Here is a 23,561-nt window from a genome sequence, read left to right as displayed (position 1 = left end):
ACATACTACTATGACGCATTTGGTAATATAGAAGAGGAAAAGTACTATGATGCCAATGGAAATCTGACAACAACACCGATCAACAACAACATAAGGTATGCCGGTTATCAGTATGATGAGGAAACAGGGCTGTATTACCTGAATGCAAGGATGTATGATCCGAAGATTGCAAGATTTTTGCAAGAGGATACATACAAAGGTGACCCAAATGACCCGCTTAGCTTGAATCTGTATGTGTACTGTAGGAACAACCCAATAATGTATGATGATCCTTCAGGGCATTTCTGGCACGTAGTAGGTGCGGCATTACTGGGTGCAGTTGTAAGTGCAGCAATAGATGTAGGCACACAAATGATTTTTGAACGTAAGAGTTTCAAGGATATTAATTGGAAATCAGTTGGAGTAAGTGCTCTGGAAGGAGCAATATCAGGAGCTATAGCATCAGTAACTGGAGGAGTATCTCTTGCTGCAGCAGCTGGAAAAGGAGCGGTAAAAACTACAGGTAAGCAAATATTAAAGAAAGCTGTTCAAACAGCAGTTGTAGAAGGTGTAGTTGGAGCAGCCGCCAATGCGACAGCCCAGAAGATAGTAAATAATGATGTTGACTGGAATGAGGTTGCAATATCAGGAGTAGCGGATGCTATATCCGGCGGAGTAGGATCAGCTTTATCCGATATTAAGGTTGGTAAAAAGTTATTAGATGCTGGAAAAAAAGTAAAGCAAAAGGTTGGAGATTTTGTTTCATCGGTAGGAGACAGTATAAAGAATCAAGTAGACAACATAAGTAGGCAAATAGACAACGTATTTAGCCCTAAATTAGCAGTAGCTGGTGGAATAGATGTCGACATAAATTATCCCAATAATTTGGTTAAGAATACAGGAGGAGTGCCCAAAACACAAACACAGATAGAATACAATAATGCAATAGAGAATTTCAAAGCAAAACAGAGCGTTGATGTAAATGCGGGAGTTGGTAAGGGGGGAAAATCACAAGTTGTTATCAATAATGAAGTTGGAAATTCGTTTGATACATATGTTGAAGGAACTAAGTTAAAAGGAGTTACTGAAAAGGGATTATTAGAAACACAAGAGACTTTCCCTGTTAAAAATCTTGGACAAAAAAGTGTAAAACCAGATTATTCAATATACAATACAAATGGTGAATTGTCAGCAATTGGAGATGCAAAATCTGGTGCTATTGTTTTTGATGACCAAGCTAAAGGATTTGTTCAGGTTGCAGCACAACAAACGACTTCAAAAACGGTAATTTACTATACTCCTTTAGGCAATACACCAATCCCAAGAGAATTAATGGCATATGCAGCACAGAACAATGTTAAAATAATTCAGGTAGGAGTGAAATAAATGGATTATACTTATCCCTCAATAGGCTTTAATCTTATGAGTTTGAAAAATTTTCAAGACAGAGGGTTTGCAACTAAGGTAATATATAAGATTAACGAATATGGTAAAGATTTTATACCACAAAAGTTTGACATTTATCAACCTTTAAAAAGAAAATATAATCCCAATAATGTAAGCGAGGTTATTGATGTATGGATGAATGATACAATTAATCAAGAGTGTTCGAAAGATGAGTACGCAGAAGGGCTTCTCTTAATGAAAGCAACAGGGAGAAGTAAAGCAAGTTATATGGTAAACTGGAAAAAAGATAATGTTATCAATTTCAATACATTTAGTTGTTCTGTAAATATTGAATATGTTAAATATAAGGATAATTTGGACAAATTTATTAATTTGTGCAAAGAACTGATAGATTTAATTGAACCAGTACATGGAAAAATAGTAAATGAAAGTTTTGCTGGTGCTTTTGAGCCAGTAGAATTGACAATTAGACATCCTGAATTGCAATGGATGAATTTTTTCGGAAAACCATATATTAATTTATTTGGAAGAGAGAAACTTTTATCTGTCCCTGCACACAATGTAGAATCTATAGGAGATAAAGTAATAGCCATACAAACTACAGATAACATATTCGAGCCTATACCAAATGATATTCGAGAAAAAATAAAGAAACATTTAGGCGAAAATGCTTTTGTATGGGATGGGAAACGTGCTTTAGTGTATAAAAATAAAGAAGAAAATATTGTACCTAAATTTGATTTTTCGGAAGTTCTATTTGATAAGACTAAACCAATTATTGAACCGCAGATTAGAATAAGAAAGAGAAATTAAACTTGTGGGCATGTTTCGAAAGCGGCAACTTTACCCCTATAAAAATTGGTACGGCTAGTAGAACAAAAATCTAACTTTGAATACTAAAAATTACAGTTCAGAACCATTTAAAAGAGGGTGTTGCAAAACTACTGGGAGTATAAATAATTCCGTGTATGGAGTTTTATGCAATCCTTCTAGGCAAGTAATTTCAAGTTTTTAAGGTTTACAGAAAATAACTCCGAACCACCTTTGTGTTATATATTATTGCCAGTTTTGCTAAGTTTTATACATAAACTTGATTTAATCTGGCAATAATTATTTATAATGGTATATTCCGTCCATTTTTCTGCCCACTTTTCAATTTGTGGGGTCTAGCCCGTCCGGCAATGAGGACGAGCCCTTGAGGGCGGTGGGGGTGAATGCTTCTATATATAGCTTTCCAATCTACCTGGATACTGGATCATTAATTGGCTGAGTACTTGATCCCAATTCTTATAGCGTTGAGTCCACTTTTTTGTCACATTCATCGATGCTAAATACAACATCTTTTCAAGTGAACTATCGCTTGGGAACATTGTTTTTGTTTTTGTAACTTTACGGAACTGCCGATGCAGTCCTTCAATGATATTGGTGGTATAAATTATTTTTCTTATTTCCTCTGAAAATTTGTAGAATGGGCTTATCACATCCCAGTTATTTTCCCAGCTTCTTATCGCATAAGGATATTCCTTTCCCCACTTGTTCTTAAGTTCACAAAACTTCTCTAGTGCTACTTCTTCGTTAATAGCACGGTATACTTCCTTAAAGTCATTGCTAAAAGCTTTAACATCCTTATATGACACATATTTAAAAGAGTTTCGAAGTTGATGTATTATGCAACGCTGCACCTCGGCCTTTGGATATGCTGCATTAATTGCTTCCTTTATGCCTGTTAGTCCATCAACGCAAAATATTAGAGCATCCTGTACGCCTCTGTTCTTAAGGTCATTTAAAACTCCAAGCCAAAACTTAGATGATTCGTTATCACCAATCCAAATCCCTAAAATATCTTTACTTCCTTCAACAGTAACACCAAGAACAACATATGCTGCACGGTTTACTATTCTCCCGTCATCTCGTACTTTATAGTGAATTGCTTATCGAAAGAATAATTTTATCGAAAGTTTATCTTCCAAGCTCGCATATTATGTAGCTTTTCTTGAAATATTCTTTCTATAAAATATACCATATTATATACTGTCTCTAAAAAAGGAGACAAAAAATATGGTAACCATTTCAATTCATGATTTTGAGGCTCTCATTAAGATAGCCGAGTCTTATTTATCAACACAGAGGTATTCACCTATAACAGCAGGTAATTATACTCGAGTTTGGCGACAAGTTATGGATTATGCTATCAGCAAGAAAGCAACTCATATTACAGACAAAATTCTTAATACTTTTGTTAATGACAGATATGGCATTAGTGAATACAAACATCCCAAAGGTAGCAAAGAACGCAGAATATCACGACCTTTAATATCTATTCTGGATTTCAAGGATACAGGAAGGTTTAGTAAGTATTATAGCTACCAAGCTAAACATCATGTTAACAGTGCATTCCAAGAAACTATAGAAATATATAGAAAATGGCTTGTTGATAAGAGACAACGTATTAATTCAATTAACATAAAACTGTTTCGTTTAAAAGTGTTTTTCCGTATAGTTGAATCCTATGGAATAAGGAATCTTAAGGATATCTCATATGAGGTTTTCATCAGCTTTATGGATTCAATGAAATACAATATGACTTACAGAGCAAACATACTTCGCGCAGTTAAAGACTTTGCCTCGTGTCCTCAAATCCACTCAATATACGTGCTTCATGTCCCCAAAATCCATTTAACCCGTGAAAGCGAGCTTCCGTCATTTTTTACAGATGAAGAGTCAACCCGTATCCTTGCTTCTGTAAAACGCGATACTATCGAGGGGAAGAAGGATTATCTTATGTTGCTCCTTGCATTACAATATGGAATTCGAATTTCAGATATACTAGCACTTAAAATATCAGATATTGACTGGGAGAAAATGAAAATTGGATTCTATCAGAAGAAAACCGATAAGTATATTTCTCTTCCCATAACAGAGATAGTTAAATGGGCTATCATTGATTATCTTATGAACAGCCGTTGTCGTGAAACCACATATGATCTTCTTTTTCTTAAGTCAAAAGCACCTTATACCCCTTACGCTGATAATTCAGTCATGTATGCTATGATTTCAAAATATGTGAAACTTGCAGATATTGATACTGCCGGAAGGCATCATGGAATGCATTCTTTAAGACATAGCGCTGCAACTAGAATGCTTAACAGTGGTATCCCAATAAATATTGATTCAGAAACACTCGGACACAAGTGCATGGAAGTTACCCAAAACTATCTAAAAATCAGCTTGGAGCAGCTAAGGTCTGCAGGACTGGAGGTATCGTATTATGTACAACAATAATAAAGATATCTCCTTTGAACCTGGTAAATATACTATCCTTATTAAAGAATATATTAAACACTTAGATGCTACAGGCTATAAAACAGGAACTTCATACCAGTACTATATGCGTGACATATGCCGCCAGCTTAACCAGCTTGACAGCAATACAGATTCTGTACCTAATCTGACAAAGGAATTGGTTGAGATGATTGCCATGAGACGAGGCAATGAGAGTTCGGGAACACAGATGAACCGCATAGGACGCTTGCGCAGGTTCGCTTGCTTTATGCTTCAGAAAGGTTACTCCGCATACATATACCCTTCTATTTCCATTCCAAAAAGAAATTTCGAATTTAAAGCTTTTGTCTTTGATCGCGATCAGATAAGTTCCATATTGAAAGAAGCTGATAGTATCGGATACTTGCCAAGATCACCAAAGGCAGAACTAATATATCCTGCTATGATAAGAATATTATATTGTTGCGGCCTTCGGTCATCTGAAGTTCGAATGTTAAAGCGTTCTGACGTTGACTTAAATACAGGAGTTTTATATATATGTAAATCCAAAAATGATGTAAGCAGATATGTCCCTATTTCAGAGTCGCTACGGCTTTATCTTTTAGAGTATACACAAAAGATGATGTTTCAGTCCCAAGATATCTGGATGTTTCCGTCACCAAGAGGTGGCTACCTAAGTGCAGTTGCTCTTGGTCATATGTGTAAAAAACTTTTTGAAAGAGCAGGTATTCAAGTTCTTGCTACTGGGAGGTATCCACGTGTGCATGACTTTAGACATTCCTATATTGTCCATGCTTTAGATCACATGGTTAAAGATAAGGGAATGGATATATATGCAGCATTGCCTATCATATCTGCTTATGTCGGACACAGTGGGATAAAGGACACTGAATACTATATTCATCTTTCATCTTTCCACTATGAACAGATAATTTCTGCAGGTGAGGAAATTCTTGGGCGTTCAGAGGATGGTGACAAGGTATGAAGACGCTTATGTTTTCCGATTGTGTACAAAAATATCTTTTAAACTATCTTCCCCTTCAAAAAGGTGCCTCAGAAAATACTAGGGCAGCATACAGTCGATCGTATCTCGAATTTTATGCTTTCTGCAATATAAAACTGGGAATTCGTCCTGCAAAATTAGATTTCAAGGACATAAACCGCCATCTGATAGAGGAGTTCTGTGTTTGGCTAGAAGATACAAAGAACAATACTGCACAAACAAGGAATCTTCGGCTTTCAGCGATACATTCTTTATTCCGGTATATTGAACTTGAATGTCCAGAGTATGTACCTATATGCAGAGATGTTCTAAGTGTATCAATGAAGAAAACTTTAGTGAAACCACCGTCATATCTTACTAAAGATGAAATGAAACAGTTGCTTGCACAACCTAATACTAACAGCATGTCCGGGCGTAGAGATTTATCGATACTTATGACACTATATGATGCAGCTTTACGTGCTGAAGAACTTCTTGCGTTGAGGGTTGGAGATGTTTTCTTGAACAGTGCACCTACGATAAAGGTTACAGGAAAAGGGAATAAACAACGAATTGTTCCCATAACAAAAGTAACCGCTGAAGCACTTCGAAGTTACATAAAAGACAATGGATTGTCTCAAAAACCAGATTATGTTCTCTTCACAAACTCAAGTGGTAATGCACTTACACGTATGGGAATTACATATATTTTAAAGAAATATGCCAAATCAGCTGAACTCCCTATGATATACATTCCAGGTGGGAAAATATCACCTCATGTGATCCGCCGCTCGAAAGCCACCCATTTGGTGCAGTCTGGTGTAAACATTTATTACATCCGAGATTTTCTAGGACACGTTTCTATTGCAACAACTGAACGTTACCTTAGGAATGATCCAGAAACTACTAGAAAATCGATCGAAAAGGCTTCATTATCTTTAGTAATAGACGACAACTGTTATACTAAATCACAAAAAGAAAATATGATTGATTTTCTAAGAACTTTTCAAAAGCATAAATAATTATCGAAAGCCAAAAACCCTAAATCATTCATAAGCAAAATGGTTTAGGGTTAGGCTTTCGATAAAATTATTCTTTCGATAAGCAATTTTATGAAAAGCTTTCGATAAAATTGCATCCATAAAAATGAATGTATATATGGGCTCTAGCGGTCTTTGCTGCCACTCCTTGATCTCCGGCGCTATCCTGTCTGTAATCTTACTAACCATTTCGGGAGACAAACTAAAGCCGTAAAGTTCTTCAATCTGTTGACTAATGTCCCGTGTAGACATTCCTTTTGCATATAAAGCTATAACTTTTTCTTCTATTCCGGAAACATTTCGCTGGTACTTAGGTATAATTTGGGGACGAAACTCTCCTTTACGATCCCTCGGTACCTGGATATCAACTTCTCCAAATTCACTTTTTATAGTCTTTGGCGAATACCCGTTTCGGCTATTATCTGTATTTTTGCTTTCCACATCATCTTTTGCATACCCTAATTTAGCTTCAAGTTCTGCTTCAAGAAGTTCTTGAATAATATCCTTAAAAATATCTTTTAAGTATGCACTCACATCTGAAACGCTTTGAAAATTATTTCCCCTAATTAATTCCTTTACCTGTTCTTTCGATAATGTTGACATAAAAAATCTCCTCCTTGGATATTGTTTCTATAATTCTTGCCAAGAAGGAGGCTTTTGATTCTCTTATACACAAAAATTTAAACATTCTCTATTGAAAAATTCTGGTTAATGTATTATAATCGACGGTGTATGAATGCAGTGTAAATATATAAATAATTTGTAAATTGATGAAAAATATTAATTAATTTAACTACTAGCAGAAATATACTATCAAAATTATTAATATTTACTTTGGGGAGTAAAAATGAAACTAAAAACAGGTCTATTTTGCTATGTACTGATTATTTGTATGCTTATGGGAGGAATATCTACCGAAGCCACCGGGGTAAATATCCAAACAGATAACAATCAGAGTTCTAAGTTAAATGGAATTTATTCACAAACGTTTTCAGATATAGAAGGACACTGGTGCAGAGAATACATTGAGAAGTTTTTAAACAGGAACTGGGTTGCAGGCTATGATGATGGATTATTTCGTCCAGATAGGTTTGTAACCAGGGCAGAATTTACTGCTATGGTTGTAAATATTTTTAGGAAAGTAAATAGTACAGAGAATTGCAATTTAACAGATGTAAAGGAACATGATTGGTTTTACAATGCAGTAAGTTATGCTGCTTCCGAGAAGCTTGTAAACGGCTATGAAGACGGAACATTCAAGCCAATGAATAACATGAGCAGACAAGACGCTGCAGTATTGGTGACAAAACTTTTTGACGTAAATTTCTTTGATGGAGCAACCGAAGTTAGATTCGCAGATGAGGATATATTCCCAGAATACTCTTCTAAAAGCATAAAAAACCTTGCATCTCACGATATTGTGAAAGGTTATCCCGATAAAACCTTCAGACCCTTTAACTTAATAACCCGTGCAGAGGCTGTTAGAATGCTTGATGTGGTATTGTTGTATGTTGAACCTGTGGAAGAAATCCCTCAAATACCACCTGTAAGTGCAAGTCCAACAGTAACGGTAACAACGACTGCTACACCTATAGCTAATAATAGTAGAGATAAAGGTGGCAGTAATGTTAAAGATAAGCCAATATCAACACCAACATCAATTTTAACTGTATCACCGACATTCACTGCAACACCGACATCAATTCCAACTACAGTACCGACACTTACTTCAACACCAACATCAACTCCAATTGTAACACCAACATTAACACCAACATTAACACCAACACCAACACCTTCGCCAGTTTTTATAGGGGATTTTGTTGCTAAATCTATAAATACAACTAGTATATATACAGATCCTCTAAGTCTTGAGATAAGTGGAAGCGTATGTGTAGAAGTGTATAATGACGGACATATGGATTTTGCAGGGAATATAGAAGTGCTTTTCTTTGAAGATACAAATCTAAATAATCTCTATGATGAATATGATACTATCTTAGGCAAGACAACAGTATCTTCCATTCCGAAAGGTAGAACTGTACAAGTGCATGGAGAGATTTTTGGCAAGGTTCTATTTAGAGACAACCTGATATATTTTTATGTTGATAGCTCAAATAAAGTTATCGAGACAAATGAGGAAAACAATATAATACATAGTAAGGAGGGGTGTAATTATTATCCTCCTGTAGGAAGTTTTAATCCTGTTATTGAGTGGAAATGGGATAGCTCTTCTGTCATACCTAACTATACCAATGTTATAACAACACCTTTAGTGATAGACCTTGACGATGATGGTATACCGGAGATTGTGTTTGGTTCATATGGTCCATATAATGGTGGTGTTAGTACATATGGCGCATTAAGAGCTTTACGTGGTGATACAGGGGAAGAACTTTTCACTGTTACAGATTCTAATTGCTTGATCAATGCTATATTTAGTTTGGCAGCAGGAGATATAGATAATGACGGAAAGCCAGAGATAATTGCAGGGGATACTACATTAACTCGAATTCTTGCCTTTGAAAATGACGGAACACTTAAATGGAAAAGTGAAGCTTTAAATATATTAAACGCTGGTATACCGGCAATTGCGGATATTGATGCAGATGGAGAGGCTGAAATAATTATTGGAAGGCAAGTAATAGATAACAATGGGAAGATAAAATGGACAGGCAAAGGAGGAAGTGCAGATCCCTATGGTGTTGGAGCTATATCTTTTGCAGTGGATATAGATATGGATAACTCCCTTGAGGTTTTATGCGGAAATACAGTATATGATAACAAGGGTGAGATACTATGGAAAAATGAATCGGTGCCTGATGGATTTAATGCAGTAGGTAACTTTGATGAGGATGAATACCCGGAAATTGTATTGGTTAGTCGTGGGAATGTATGGATATTAGAACATAATGGAGATATAAAAATGGGACCTGTAAGTATACCAGGAGGTGGAAAGGGAGGACCGCCTACTGTTGCTGATTTTAATCAGGATGGAAAGGTTGAAATAGGTGTGGCTGGTCAGGCTAGGTACGCTGTGTTTACGGGAGAAGGGGATATTTTATGGGCTGTACCTATAAGTGATTACAGTTCAAATTATACAGGATCATCAGTATTTGACTTTGAGGGCGATGGTTCTTACGAAGTTGTTTATAGGGATGAGTATAATCTGAGAATTTATAATGGTATGAATGGTGATGTATTATATGAAATACCTATGACTTCATTAACATCTTTTGAATATCCTGTTATTGCAGATGTAGATAGTGACGGAAATGCTGAAATTGTGGCTTATGCAAATGGTATCATCAGAGGAATATACGTTATTGGAGATGCAAATGATACATGGGTTAATACAAGGAAAATATGGAATCAACATGCCTATAGTATTACTAATGTAAATGACGATGGCACTATTCCTAAAATTCCGGATGCCAACTGGACAATCTATAACAACTTTCGATGCAATCAGTCACTCAATTCCAATGCTTGTGTTGATTTATCCGTTTCATATCTTGAAATAGTTGAGCAGTCTGAAAAAACTGTTATAAAGGTTAGGATCGGTAATTGCGGAGCTATGGAAACACCTAAGCATGTACAAGTAGCTTTTTATGATGTTGAGTCAACAAAAAAAGAGCTTTTGGGTACAGTAGATATTAATAAACAGTTATACCCTGGAGAATATACGGATGTCGAATTTTCAATCAATATAAATCTTTCAGAAAAGCACACGATAATGGTTGTTGTTGATGATAATGGAACAGGGACGGGGATGGTGCGTGAGATAAATGAGACTAATAATTGGTTCGAGGTAGAGTATAAGTTTTCTTCACAGGCAACAGTACCTCCAATAATTGAGCAGGAATCTGTTCAGGCGAAGAATGTCACGGTACAGGAAACTATTGAAATGATTAAAGATGATGATGTTGTTATCATAGATGTTCGTACAAGTACAGAATACAATGAAGAACATTTACCTAATGCGCTTAATATAGATTTGAATACAGAAGATATGAGAAATCAAGTAAGTAAATTAGATAAATCAAAGAAGTATTTGCTTTACTGTAGATCTGGGCAGAGAAGTCAAATTGCTTCAAATATTTTTATAGAATTAGGAATTAACAAAGTATATTTATTGAAGGGTGGGATTGAAGCATGGAAAGATGCTGGCTGTTATATTTATTTAAAAGTTTTTTAATCTTTTGTACTTATCTACAAGAAGCAGACACCAATATAATTTCAGGAGGGATTAAGTAATAATGAGAGCGAAAATGAAGTTTATATCCTATGTATTAATTATTGTTATGTTGATGTCCTCTTTTTCCTATGCATCTACAGGGTTTGAGGCTGGCATAAGTCAAAATCAGAAGAAATCAGCTTTTGCAGATATTGAAGGCCATTGGTGTAGAAATTTTATTGAAAAGTTTTTAAGCAAGAATTGGGTAAAAGGATATGACGATGGAAAGTTTTATCCGGACAAGTATATAACCAGAGCAGAGTTTACAGCTATGGTTGTAAATATATTTAAAAAGCAAGAAAAAGTAGAAGATATTAGTTTTAGCGATGTTAATAAAGATGATTGGTTTTATAATGTAGTAAGTTATGCAGCTGCAGAAAAGCTTGTAACAGGCTATGAAGACGGAACATTCAAGCCAATGAATAACATGAGCAGACAAGATGCTGCAGTATTGGTGACAAAACTTTTTGACGTAAATTTCTTTGAAGGATCAACTGAAGTTAAATTTGCAGATGAGGACATATTCCCTGAATACTCTTCTAAAAGCATAAAGAACCTTGCATCTCACGATATTGTGAAAGGTTATCCCGATAAAACCTTCAAACCCTTTAATTTAATAACCCGTGCAGAGGCTGTTAGAATACTTGATGTGGTATTGCTGTATGTTGAACCTGTGGAAGAAATCCCTCAGGTACCAGCTGTAAGTGCAAGTCCGACAGTAACAGCAACGATAATGCCAACAGTAACACCGACACCTAATAACAGTAAAGATAAAGGTGGTAGTACTGTTAAAGATAAGCCCCTATCAACACCAACACCTAACATAACATCAATGCCAACAAATGTTGTAACACCAACATCAACGCCAACAGATTCTAATCCTATGCTTGTTACAGCAACCCTGCAAGAAACCGTTGAGTATGGTGATAAAGCTATTCTTTCAGTATCGGTAACAGAAGAGGTATATAAGCTAGATGTAACTTTAGATGATATACCAATAGTTTTGGATGAAAATTATAAATATGAATTTAATGCGACAGTACTAGGGAAACATGTTTTTGATATTAAAGCCAGTGATAATGCTGGAAAATCCCAGTCTATTTCAAAGAAAATAACGGTGGTTGACACTAAAAAACCGGAAATTGATGTTTCCTTTGAGAAAGAAAAGTATTTTGAAGGTGATGACGTTGTCATAACTGTTAAAGCTACTGATAATGTTGAAATATCAAAGTTAAGTGTGCAACTAAATGGAAAAGACATTTCATTAGATCAGCATGGAAGGTATATTATTGAAGATGCTGAGATTCAAGAAATAGAAATAGTTGTTACAGCATGGGATACATCAAATAATAGCAGTCAAAAGGAATACCGTACGTCTGTAAATATGATAACGGTTGGAAGGAAATACAAAGATAAAGCAGATTTTGATGAAGGAGTAATGAAAGATCTTACATACGATGAAGTTAACGGACAGATTATTTTGAAAGAAAAAGACGATTATGTAGTAGACAATTACGTATATACATCAATGGTATTTACCATAGATAGCATATTTATTTTTGGATATTACAATAATACAGAATGTATGATTTTGAATTCGAAAGGGGATATACTTTGGCAAGGTGTAGTGAATTACGGAGAGCATATAGTTAAATATGTTAATGATGGTTCATTTGAAGTACGGGGAACAAAACCTTTTGCAGTGTTGACTGGAGACCCGTTTAACTATCCGAATATCGGCTTTTATGCAAGGGATCAACATGGTAAAGGCTTAAGCAATGAGATCTTTACATGTGTTGCAGCAAATGGTAGCAATAACCAATTTATTATATTTGCTTATGAAGATGATACAGAAGTAACTGCTAAAAATAGCGATACAAAGCAAACAATTTGGAGCGGAACGCTCCAAAAAGGAAAAAGTAAGTCTATAAGTGGTCTTGGTGGTATGTATATACAGGTTAATGCGACTAAACCTGTATCAGCTCTCACATGCTATGACGAAGCATATTATGCACCATCATCAGATGGAAATTGGATTGGAACAGAATTCTATACATACTGTGGTGCACATTACTGGCCATACGATTTGACTATAATGTCCTATTCAGGCGATGCTTCTGTCGAAATTAAGGATTCAGATACCGGAGAATTAATTTGGTCTGGAACTGTGAAAAAGGGAACAGGGCATGTAATCTTATCTTCAGAAGTACATAATAAATATATATATGTTACAAGTGACAAACCGGTTGCAGTATGTTTGCAAACCTGGGAGACTCACAAGACAAGCCACTATGAGGCTACTTATGTAGTTGATAGTTCAGGTACCGGTATTGGTACTGAATTTATATCAAGTTCCCAAGATTACGGCTATGTTTGTGTTATTGGATATAATAACAACACAAAAGTAAATTTATACAATGCTCAAACAGGGGAATTTGTAAAAGAATATACTGTTAATAAGAGAGAATATATCAATGTAAATCCGGGCTCCGGCCTATGGAGAATTACAAGCGATAAAGAAGTCGCTATCTATTCCGGATATGGAAATATAGCAAATGGAAGCTTTGCGCCTGTTAGAGTAGGAATTCCTCAGGAAGGAACATGGTCCACAGTATTTGATAGTGGAAGAAACGGTACACGTTGGGGGAATATAAGCTGGAAAAGCGAAATATATAACGATGGAACCGTAGATGTATATGTATCTTCAAGTGAAAATAATGTTATATTTACTGAACCTGTAAGGGTAACTAACGGAGAGAAATTCTCGATAGATAGTGGCAGATATATAAAAATTGAAGCCAGATTAAAGAGATCAAGCGATGGATTAAGTCCTGTACTGAAGGAATTAACTATAGGTTCAAAAGGTTATGAAGTTGATAAGTTTATTAATCAAGCCCCAAAGGTTGAGGTTGAGGATATTGATTCGGTATTGAAAAATGCATTGGTGCATCCGAAAGTTAAAGCTATCGATGATTCAGAGCAATTAACTTTTAAATGGAGTTGTGAGAATAACAGTGAAAACGTAAGTTTTAAAGATGAATCTGTGTTTAATCCAAAGGTAACGTTTAAAGAAGTGGGTGTTTATACTTTATCATTGACAGTATCAGATGGGGAATTATCATCAGAAGCGAAGATTACTGTTAATGTTACAGAACCGGTTTTTACAAAAGCAACAAGTAAGATAGTAGTTAATTGTGATGAATGGGCAATAAGTGATACTGGTTATGTTAAAGGTGATGGAAGAAAATTTGCAGAGAATATTATTAATTATTTTATTAAAGAAGGTAGTGGAAAATTCCTTGCGTATACATCTGATAAGGCGTATGAAAACTCCTTTATAAATCAGGTTAAGGCAATGGGCCATACAATAGAGAAAAGAACAGATATTGAGCTTACTCTTGATGTACTGAAAGAGTATGATGTTGTGTTTCTTGCCGCACCCCAGATCCCTGACAATGATCTGCTTATACAGTATGTTCTTGAAGGGGGCAACGTATATTTAAGCGGTGCAACGGGCAACAGTAATGAATTCAAAGGTTGGAATACTTTCCTAAATAGATTTGGATTGAATTATCAGGAGTACTATAACGGAGTTCATGATGTTTTGGATATAAGTGGAACTCACGAACTTTTGGAAGGTGTACAAAAACTCTATTTTTACAATGGACAGACTATTGAAAAACTTTCAGGACCTCAATATAAAAAGGGAGCACATATTATATTTAATTATAATAATATGGGATTTCTGGCTGTTTATGATGAGGACTATGTTCCGAACAATGAACTTGTAACAGCGACCCTGCAAGAAACCGTTGAGTATGGCGATAAAGCTACTCTTTCCGTATCGGTAACAGAAGATGTGTTTAAGCTGGATGTAACTTTGGATAATGTCTCTATATCCTTAGATGAAAACAATAAATATGAATATAGTGCAACAGTACTGGGAGAACATGTTTTCGATATTAAAGCTTACGATAATGATGGAAGAACCCAGTCTATTTTAAAGAAAATAACAGTTGTTGACACTAAAAACCCGGAAATTGATGTTTCCTTTGATAAAGAAGAGTATTATGAAGGTGATGATGTTGTCATTACTGTTACAGCTACTGACAATGTTGAAGTGTCAAAATTGAATGTGCAATTAAATGGAAAGGACATTACCTTAGATGAGCATGGGAGATATATTATAAAAGATGCCAAGGTTCAGCAAATAAAAATAGTTGTTGCAGCATGGGATACATCAAACAATAGTCTGCAGAAGGAATACCATACAGCTGTTGGTGTGGTAACAGTCGGGAAAAAATATAAAGAAAAAGTAGATTTTGATGAAGGAGTAATGAAAGATCTTACATATGATGAAGTTAACGGACAGCTTACTTTGAGAGAAAAAGACGATTATGTAGTAGACAATTACGTATATACATCAATGGTATATACAATACAAGACATAATAATTTTCGGCTATTATGATAATACAGAATTAATGATTTTGAATTCAAAAGGAGATATAATTTGGCAAGGTGTAGTGAATTACGGAGAACGTATAGCTAATAAAGTCGAGGATGGTTTATTTGAAGTACGGGGAACAAAACCTTTTGCAGTGTTGACTGGAGATCCATTTTCCTATCCTAATATCGGATTTTATGCAATGGATCAGAATGGAAGAGGCTTAAGTACTGAGTTCTTTACATGTGTTGCAGCAGCTGGCGGCGGTGATTTTGTCATATTAGCCTATGAAGATGATACAGAAGTAACAGTGAGAAATAGCGATACAAAACAAGTAATTTGGAGCGGAACACTACAAAAAGGAAAAGGTAAGTCCATCAGTGGTCTTGGAAGTATATATATTCAGGTGAGTGCAAGTAAACCTGTATCAGCCCTAACATGCTATGATGAAACATATTATGTGCCATCTTCAGACGGGAACTGGAGTGGAACAGAATTCTATACTTATTGTAGGCCTCATGAATTGGAGTACGATTTAAATCTAATGTCATTTTCATACGATGCTTTTGTTGAAATTATTGATTCCGAGACAGAAGATTTAATTTGGTCTGGAACAATTGAAAAAGGAACTGCACATGTTGAGGTAGTCTCAGCAAAACATGGTAAATATTTGAAAATAAGTAGCAGTAAACCAATTACAGTGTCTTTACATTCATGGCAAGATGGAAGAAATCGTTGGGATGCAACATATGTAGCCGACAGTAAGGGAACAGGTTTGGGAACGGATTTTATCACAGCATCAACAAACCTCGGCTACGTGTATGTTATTGGATATAATGACAACACAAAAGTGAATTTGTATAATGTTCAAACAGGGGAATTTGCAAAAGAATATACTGTCAATAAGAGAGAATATATCAATATAAATCAAGGCTCAGGATTGTGGAGAATTACAAGCGATAAAGAAGTCGCTATCTATTCCGGATATGGAGATATAGCAAATGGAAGCTTTGCGCCTGTTAGAGTGGGAATACCTCAAGAAGGAACATGGTCTACAGTATTTGACAGTGGAAGAAACGGTACACGTTGGGGCAATATAAGCTGGAAAAGCGAAATATATAACGATGGAACCGTAGAGGTATATGTATCATCAAGTGAGGATAATGTTATATTTACTGAACCTGTAAGGGTAACAAACGGAGAGAATTTCTCAATAGATAATGGAAGATATATAAAAATTGAAGCTAAATTAAAGAGATCAAGCGACGGATTAAGCCCTGTACTGAAGGAATTAACTATAGGTTCAAAAGGTTATGAAGTAGATAAGTTTATTAATCAAGCTCCAAAAGTTGAGATTGAGACTATTGATTTAGTATTGAAGAATACACTGGTGTATCCAAAAGTTAAAGCTACCGATGATTCAGAGCAATTGACTTTTAAGTGGAGCTGTGAAAATAACAGTGAAAACGTAAAGTTTAGCAATGAATCAGTAGTTAACCCAAAGGTACTGTTTAAAGAAATCGGTGTGTATACTTTAATGTTATCAGTATCCGATGGAGAATTATCATCGGTAGTAAGGACCATTGTTAATGTTAGAGAACTAGATGAAGAAAATCCTACAGTAAGGATAGACACTGATAAGGATACCATCGAAATAGCAGAAGAACTGCTTATAAAAATATACGCAGAAGATAATATTGAAGTAAAAGAAGTAAAGTTAAAAGTAAATGGAAAAGATGTAGTACTTAGTAAAGATAATACATATATTTTAAGAAGCGATAAAGTTGGTCAAGTAATATTGGAAGCGTATGTAGAAGATGCTGCAGGCAATTTTGCTTTAGCAACAAAAACTATTACTGTTGTGGAAATTGATAAAACTCCACCGGAATTAGTAGTAGGTGATCTCCCAGCAAGTATATATTTAGGAGAGACATTGGAGATAAAGGCAACAGCAACTGATAATAAGGGAGAAGCAAAGATTACAGTAAAAATAAATGGTATAGAAATACCGATAACAGAAGGTATATCCAAATATACACCAACAGAAACAGGAATATGCGAAGTAGTAGTGAGAGCAACGGATTTGGCAGGTAATTGGGTTGAAAATACATATAAGATTTCTGTAGTGGAAAAAGTTGAAGTTGATGAAATACCCCCGGAATTAGTGGTAGAGGACCTTCCTGCAAGTATATATTTAGAAGAGTCGTTGGAAATAAGGGCAACAGCAACCGATAATAAGGGAGAAGCAACAATTGCAGTAAAAATAAATGGTGTAGAAATACCAATGACAGAAGGTATAGCAAAATATACACCAACAGAAACAGGAATATGTGAAGTGGTTGTAACAGCAACGGATTTGGCAGGTAATTGGGTTAAAAAAACATATAAAGTTTCTGTAATAAAAAAGGAAGAGGCTACGCCTGATGTAAGGGATTTTATTCGTCCTGTGGTGGATGTTTCAGTTATACCTCAAGTTTTAAAAGTTGGTGAGGCAGTAACGATATCTGTATTTACATCGGACAACAATGAAGTAGTATCTAGGACACTTACCATAAATGGCGAAGAAATTGACTTGGATGAGAAAGGTAATGCTACTTATGTTTCAGATAATGCAGGTGTATTTGAAGTTGTTGCAAAAGCATATGATGCTGAAGGAAATGAAGGGTGTGACACGGATTCGGCTACTTATATTGCATATGGAGATACAACACCACCAAATGTGAGTTTTGGTGCCCCTGTCGAAAATTCAAAGCTTTATATGCCTGCTGAAATTATTGGGACTGCATATGATGAAAATCTAATGATATATAAACTGGAATACTCTTTAAAAGGGGAAAACCAATTTATTGAGTTTGCAAGAGGAACATCATCAGTAAATGACGATGTTTTAGGAATACTTGATCCTACAATGATGAGAAATGGATTGTATGATATAAGACTTTCAGCAACTGATAATAGTGGAAATATATCATATACTACATACACTTATCAAATTGATGGCAATGCAAAAGTTGGGAACTTTAGTCTGAGTTTTGATGATATGGTAGTTCCCGTATCTGGAATACCTATAACTGTTACTCGTACTTATGACAGTAGAAACAAAGAAAAGGGTGATTTTGGAATAGGCTGGACATTAAGTATGAAGGATGTAAAACTTAGTGAAAGCAGTGAACCATTCAAGAATTGGGATGAAAGAGTATCTGGTGTAGGGTTCCCCAAATACTATTTAGTTGAGACAAAACCACATATTGTAACAATTACTTATCCAAATGGCAAAACGGATGAATTTGAAACTGTGTTAAATCCTAATGTGAGAAGTTTACTTTCTTTTATAGATAGTGGTATTCCTGTTTTAGTATCTTATAAGCCCAAGAAAGGAACATATTCAAAGCTTGAGGCACTATCAGATAATCAATGTTATGTATTCGATGAAGGTGATGGAGAAATTGCTTTATATAGCCAGTCTTCTTTACTTCAATATAATCCAGATAGATATAAACTTACAACTCAAGATGGAACTGTATATATAATAAATCAGTATACGGGGCTCGAGAGCATTATAGATATAAACGGAAACACCGTGACATTCAATAAAGATGGAGTAATTCATTCTTTAGGGAAGAGTATTGCGTTTGACAGAGACTCGGAAGGACGTATATCAGCGATTATAGATCCTATGGGTAACAAAGTTAAATATGAGTATGATTATTATGGGGATCTTATAAGTGTAACAAATCAAGAAGGCCATATAACTAGATTTGCATATAATTCAAATCATGGACTTGTTGATATCATAGATCCAAGAGGTGTAAGAGTAAATCGAAATGAATATGATGATAATGGGCGGTTGATTGCTCATGTTGATGCTGATGGCAATAGGATTGTATATAAACATGATATGGGTTCAAAGCAGGAGGTGGTAACGGATAGGTTGGGAAATGTTACTGCTATATATTATGATGACTTTGGAAATATATTAGCAAAGACAGATGCGTTGGGCAACACTACCTCATATACTTATGATGAAAGAGGAAATATGCTTACCAAAACAGACGCTTTGGGAAATAAGGTAGTCTATGAATATTATGATGATAATGTAAAAAGCATTACAGATCCATTAGGAAATAAAACAGAATATACGTACAATTCCTTTGGGCAGGTATTAACTGAAAAAGATGCATTAGGTCATATCATTAGAAAGAACTACGATTCCAAAGGCAATCTAGTTGAGGTGATTGATAAGAAAGGTAATATTTACAAATATTCTTATGATGACAAAGGAAATATTCTGACGGAAACCGATAGAGGAGGTAAGGTTGTAACATATACATATAATGACTTTGGTTATGTGGAGTCAGAAACTGATCAATATGGCAATAAAACCATATATAATTATGATTTAAACGGAAACCCGCAAAATAGAACAATTACATATAAATACGAAGAAACGACAGAAACATACAAAGATACGCTTGTGTATAATGCAGTAAATAGGGTGACAAAAATAATTGACTTAGATTTGAACCAAATAGATATTGAGTATGATAAAAGTGGGTTGGAGTCTAGAATAAGTGGTCCAGTAGGAACAAGCGTTGAACGTGAATATGACGTTTTTGGTAATCTTATTAAAGAAAAGTATTCTGATGGAACAGAACAAAGTTATACTTATGATAAGGAAGGAAGAAGGAAATCTATAGTAGACTGTAGTGGATTGACTACATATTTTGAGTATGACAAAGTAGGAAGGTTGACAAAAACCATATACCCAGATAATACATATACTCAGACTGTATATACTGCCACAGGGCAAGTGTGGAAAACTATTGATGAAAGAGGCAATGTAACTGAGTATATATACGATGCTGCAGGAAGAAATACAGCGGTAAAAGATGCTCTTGGAAATATTACATACTACGAATATGATGCGTTGGGAAATATGACAAAAGTAGCAGATGCAAATGGTAATTATATATCATATGTATACGACGCAAATGGCATGGTGGAGAAAGTAGTATATCCAGATAATACTTTTATTGCCTATACGTATAATAAAAATGGAATGAAAACCTCAGAAACAAATGCTGAAGGTAAGATTACCTTGTTTGATTATGATAGTAATAATAGACTTACTAAAGTAACTGATGCATTAGGAAATATTACTGAATATACTTATGATAGTTCTGGAGATCTTATTGTTCAAAAGGATGCAAATGGCAATGAAACTAATTTTGAATATGATTGCATGGGGAGGCTAATAAAGCGCACACTTCCCATGGGAATGTTTGAAACTTTTACTTATGATTATTTAGGTAATGTACTATCTCACACTTCTTTTAAAGGAGAAACAACTAAGTTTGAATACAAAGATGGTAAGCTTGTTAAGAAAATTTATCCAGATCAAAGTTTTGAAAGCTATACTTATAATAAGTCGGATCAGGTTGAAACCGTAAGGGATAAAAGAGGAATAACATCATATGAGTATGATTTAAGAGGTAGAATAAAAGTTCAGAAAAATCCCGACGGAACTACTCTATCATATACATATGACGAGGCTGGAAATAAAACAAGTGTTAGCGGACCTAGCAGTACTGTAACATATGAATACGATCAGTTAAACAGATTGAAATCTGTTAAATCTCCTGATGGGAAAGTTACTGAATATACATATGATCCAGTGGGAAATCGAAAAAGTGTTACATATCCTAATAAAAATATAACAATATATGAATATGATTCACTTAATAGACTAACAAATATTGTTAATAAAGATTCAGATGGAATAGTTATTTCATCATTTGAATATACTTTATCTCCGGTTGGGAATTGTTTGGAAGTAGTTGAAAACACAGGGAGAATAGTTGAGTATAGGTATGATGATACATATAAGCTGTTGGGGGAAAAAATAACTCTTCCAGACGGAACAATTTCTGAAGTAAGCTATAAATATGATGGTGTTGGTAATAGGATTGAAAAAAACGATAATGGAATTATAACAAAGTATGGTTATGATAATAATAACAGAATGATTACAGAAGGTGAGAAAACCTACAAATATGATGCTAATGGTAATGTTGTTTCAGTATCAGATCCAGTAGGTATGTCAATATCATATAGTTATGATTATAATGACAGGCTGCAAGCTATAGATGGAACGGAAAATGTGTTATATGAGTATAGTGTTGAGGGTATACGTGTATCTAAGACAGTAAATGGACAAAAGATATATTATGTTGTTGATGAAAATTGCGATTATGCGCAGGTGTTAGAAGAATGGGATGCTGAAGGGAACTTGATTGTTTCTTACATATATGGTGATGACCTTATTAGTCAAAATAGAAAAGGTATTATATCTTATTACATTTATGATGGTCGCAACTCTGTAAGGATATTGACTGATTCAACAGGCAAAGTTACTGACACGTATACTTATAATGCTTTTGGTGAGCTGCTCCAGAATACAGGTATAACAACTAATGAGTTTTTATACGCAGGACAACAGTTTGACCCTAATGCAGGCTTTTATTACTTGAGAGCAAGATACATGGATCCGTCTATAGGCAGATTTACGTCTATGGATGCATATGGAGGAAATATCTATGATCCTGTAAGCCTTCATAAATACATTTATGCCAATGCAAATCCAATAATGTATTATGATCCAACAGGGTTTAGTGCTATATCTCCAAATGGTAAAGGTGATATGACCAAACAAGAAATTGGATATTTGGCTGAAGGGTTAATACAATTTAGATATATTATGAGCTATCCTGTAGATTTTTTTTGTGGGTGTGTATTTTTTGGGAAGTGGTTTGGTAAGTGGACAAATGCTGATAAGGATATTAAAGGCTATAGGTATAAGCCGGATATATTAAATACTCTTAGAAGAGAATTCAATGAGATTAAACCGCTATCTCCAAGTGGAGTAAGAGACGGATTGATACAAATAAATAAATATATTATTGCATTTAAGGGGTATAAAACCAATGATAAATGGGAACCTGGAATTATATTGACACCTTTGGGAGAGATGACTTGTTATAATATTTACGGTGTAATATTTTATAGTTTTAGAAATAAAGAGGATGATGAAGAAGGAGTTGCTAAAGTTAAAGAAAAATACGAAAGTCGTGTAATAAAAACAGACTTATATCAAACTGTGTTGCAACTGTATAAATACGTACTTCAAAGTCAATTACAAGATATTTCTATAATGCATGCAGATATGAGAGTAGTAATGGGTTTAGCTGTAATGAAGCGTTCTCCAAATTGATAAGAAATGGAACATTATACGTAGTCTAAAAAAACAGCACCACTTTAAAGTGATATGCTCCCCTTGTAGTAGACAGTTAAAATAATAAAACTGTTTATCACAAGGAGGAGCATTTTCCAGTAAGCGGTGGAACAAATGTCGTAGTGTAGAAACGTAAGCGGTAAACCATGAGTACCTCGCAAAGAATTAAGGATCATGGTAAGCGTCAAATAGATGTAAGGTAAGCGGTGGAATAAATACCGTAGTGTAATCCCCTCCCATACTTGATAGTATTATTAGGAATAATAAATACAAATCGGGAGGGGTTTTAGTGCCAGTTAGAGACCTGCAATTAGAAAAAGAATGGAAGGCTAGGTTTGATGATTACAAAAAAAGTGGGCTAAGCGTTAATGCTTGGTGCAAAAAGACTGGAATAAAAAGCACCACGTTTCGTTACTGGATAAAAAGGTTTAGCACTCCAGAAGAAAATCCTTCGGCCAAAACACAGTTTGCTGAAGTTATGCTGAAATCTAATAGAACTACTGATAGAGTTGAAAAGACATCCTGTGAAGAAAAAGAGGAACTTTTAAAATCTAACACAACAAAACAAGTTCAAACACATTCTCCAGAATTTCAAGTATTTATCGATAATATTAGGGTGATAGTTCCGGGTGATTTCAATCCAGCAGCACTTGCAGGACTAATGAAGGTGTTGAAAACATTATGATGAGACATATAGCTGACGGAGCAGACCATATTTACCTTGCACTAGGTAAGACAGATTTTCGTAAGGTAAGCGTCAAATAGATCGCTACATAGTAGAATAGTTACGTAGTTGATACAATCACTGTAGAAATAATTAAACGGGGTGATTGTATGGACATTCAAAAATTAACATCTGAACAACAATTATCTAAGTGGGCGGAATTAATACAAACC

9 protein-coding genes and 1 pseudogene are annotated in these 23,561 nt (G+C 35.0%); 8 read left to right on the top strand and 2 right to left on the bottom strand.

The window, feature by feature from the left end; genetic code table 11:
* The coding region (locus EFD62_RS15785; protein ID WP_162302529.1) for an RHS repeat-associated core domain-containing protein at positions 1–1,365 on the top strand (1,365 nt) is incomplete at its 5' end.
* Positions 1,366–2,199 (top strand): hypothetical protein, encoded by an 834-nt coding sequence (locus EFD62_RS15780; RefSeq protein WP_069196190.1) that lies wholly within the window; start codon positions 1,366–1,368, stop codon positions 2,197–2,199.
* A 407-nt stretch (positions 2,200–2,606) separates the two neighbouring features.
* Here EFD62_RS15780 and EFD62_RS15775 read toward each other — a convergent pair.
* Positions 2,607–3,317, bottom strand: a pseudogene (locus tag EFD62_RS15775) (IS256 family transposase); the annotation flags it as partial.
* Between the two features lie 127 nt (positions 3,318–3,444).
* Between EFD62_RS15775 and EFD62_RS15770 the strand changes: the two are divergent.
* Genes EFD62_RS15770 through EFD62_RS15760 form a run of 3 tightly spaced genes read left to right on the top strand, consistent with a single transcriptional unit; the run spans position 3,445 to position 6,672 of the window.
* The gene (locus tag EFD62_RS15770; protein WP_069196191.1) at positions 3,445–4,668 is read left to right on the top strand and encodes a tyrosine-type recombinase/integrase; all 1,224 of its coding nucleotides are present in this window, start codon (positions 3,445–3,447) and stop codon (positions 4,666–4,668) included.
* On the top strand, positions 4,655–5,653 hold the full coding sequence (locus tag EFD62_RS15765) for a tyrosine-type recombinase/integrase (RefSeq protein WP_069196192.1): 999 nt from the start codon (positions 4,655–4,657) through the stop codon (positions 5,651–5,653). Before EFD62_RS15770 ends, EFD62_RS15765 begins: the two co-directional genes overlap by 14 nt.
* Entirely contained in the window at positions 5,650–6,672 is a 1,023-nt protein-coding gene (locus EFD62_RS15760; protein ID WP_069196193.1) for a tyrosine-type recombinase/integrase, read from the top strand. Before EFD62_RS15765 ends, EFD62_RS15760 begins: the two co-directional genes overlap by 4 nt.
* 24 nt (positions 6,673–6,696) lie before the next feature.
* Here EFD62_RS15760 and EFD62_RS15755 read toward each other — a convergent pair whose 3' ends face one another.
* Positions 6,697–7,293: an IS256 family transposase gene (locus EFD62_RS15755; RefSeq protein WP_456236581.1), complete on the bottom strand. Its 597-nt coding sequence runs from the start codon at positions 7,291–7,293 to the stop codon at positions 6,697–6,699.
* Positions 7,294–7,537: 244 nt separating this feature from the next.
* Between EFD62_RS15755 and EFD62_RS15750 the strand changes: the two genes are divergently transcribed.
* The 3 genes from EFD62_RS15750 (at position 7,538) to tnpA (ending at position 23,349) form a co-directional block, all read left to right on the top strand.
* Positions 7,538–10,888 (top strand): S-layer homology domain-containing protein, encoded by a 3,351-nt coding sequence (locus EFD62_RS15750; protein WP_069196194.1) that lies wholly within the window; start codon positions 7,538–7,540, stop codon positions 10,886–10,888.
* 61 nt (positions 10,889–10,949) lie between these two features.
* Positions 10,950–22,643 carry an S-layer homology domain-containing protein gene (locus EFD62_RS15745; RefSeq protein WP_128706454.1) on the top strand — a complete coding sequence of 3,898 codons (11,694 nt, stop codon included), beginning with the start codon at positions 10,950–10,952 and terminating at the stop codon, positions 22,641–22,643.
* Positions 22,644–22,953: 310 nt separating this feature from the next.
* Positions 22,954–23,349, top strand: a complete 396-nt coding sequence (tnpA, locus tag EFD62_RS15740; protein WP_069196196.1) for an IS66 family insertion sequence element accessory protein TnpA — start codon at positions 22,954–22,956, stop codon at positions 23,347–23,349.
* Positions 23,350–23,561 lie beyond the last annotated feature (212 nt).

Source organism: Acetivibrio mesophilus, assembly GCF_004102745.1.
Taxonomy (GTDB): domain Bacteria; phylum Bacillota; class Clostridia; order Acetivibrionales; family Acetivibrionaceae; genus Hungateiclostridium; species Hungateiclostridium mesophilum.
This window is presented reverse-complemented; position numbering and strand designations above follow the sequence as displayed.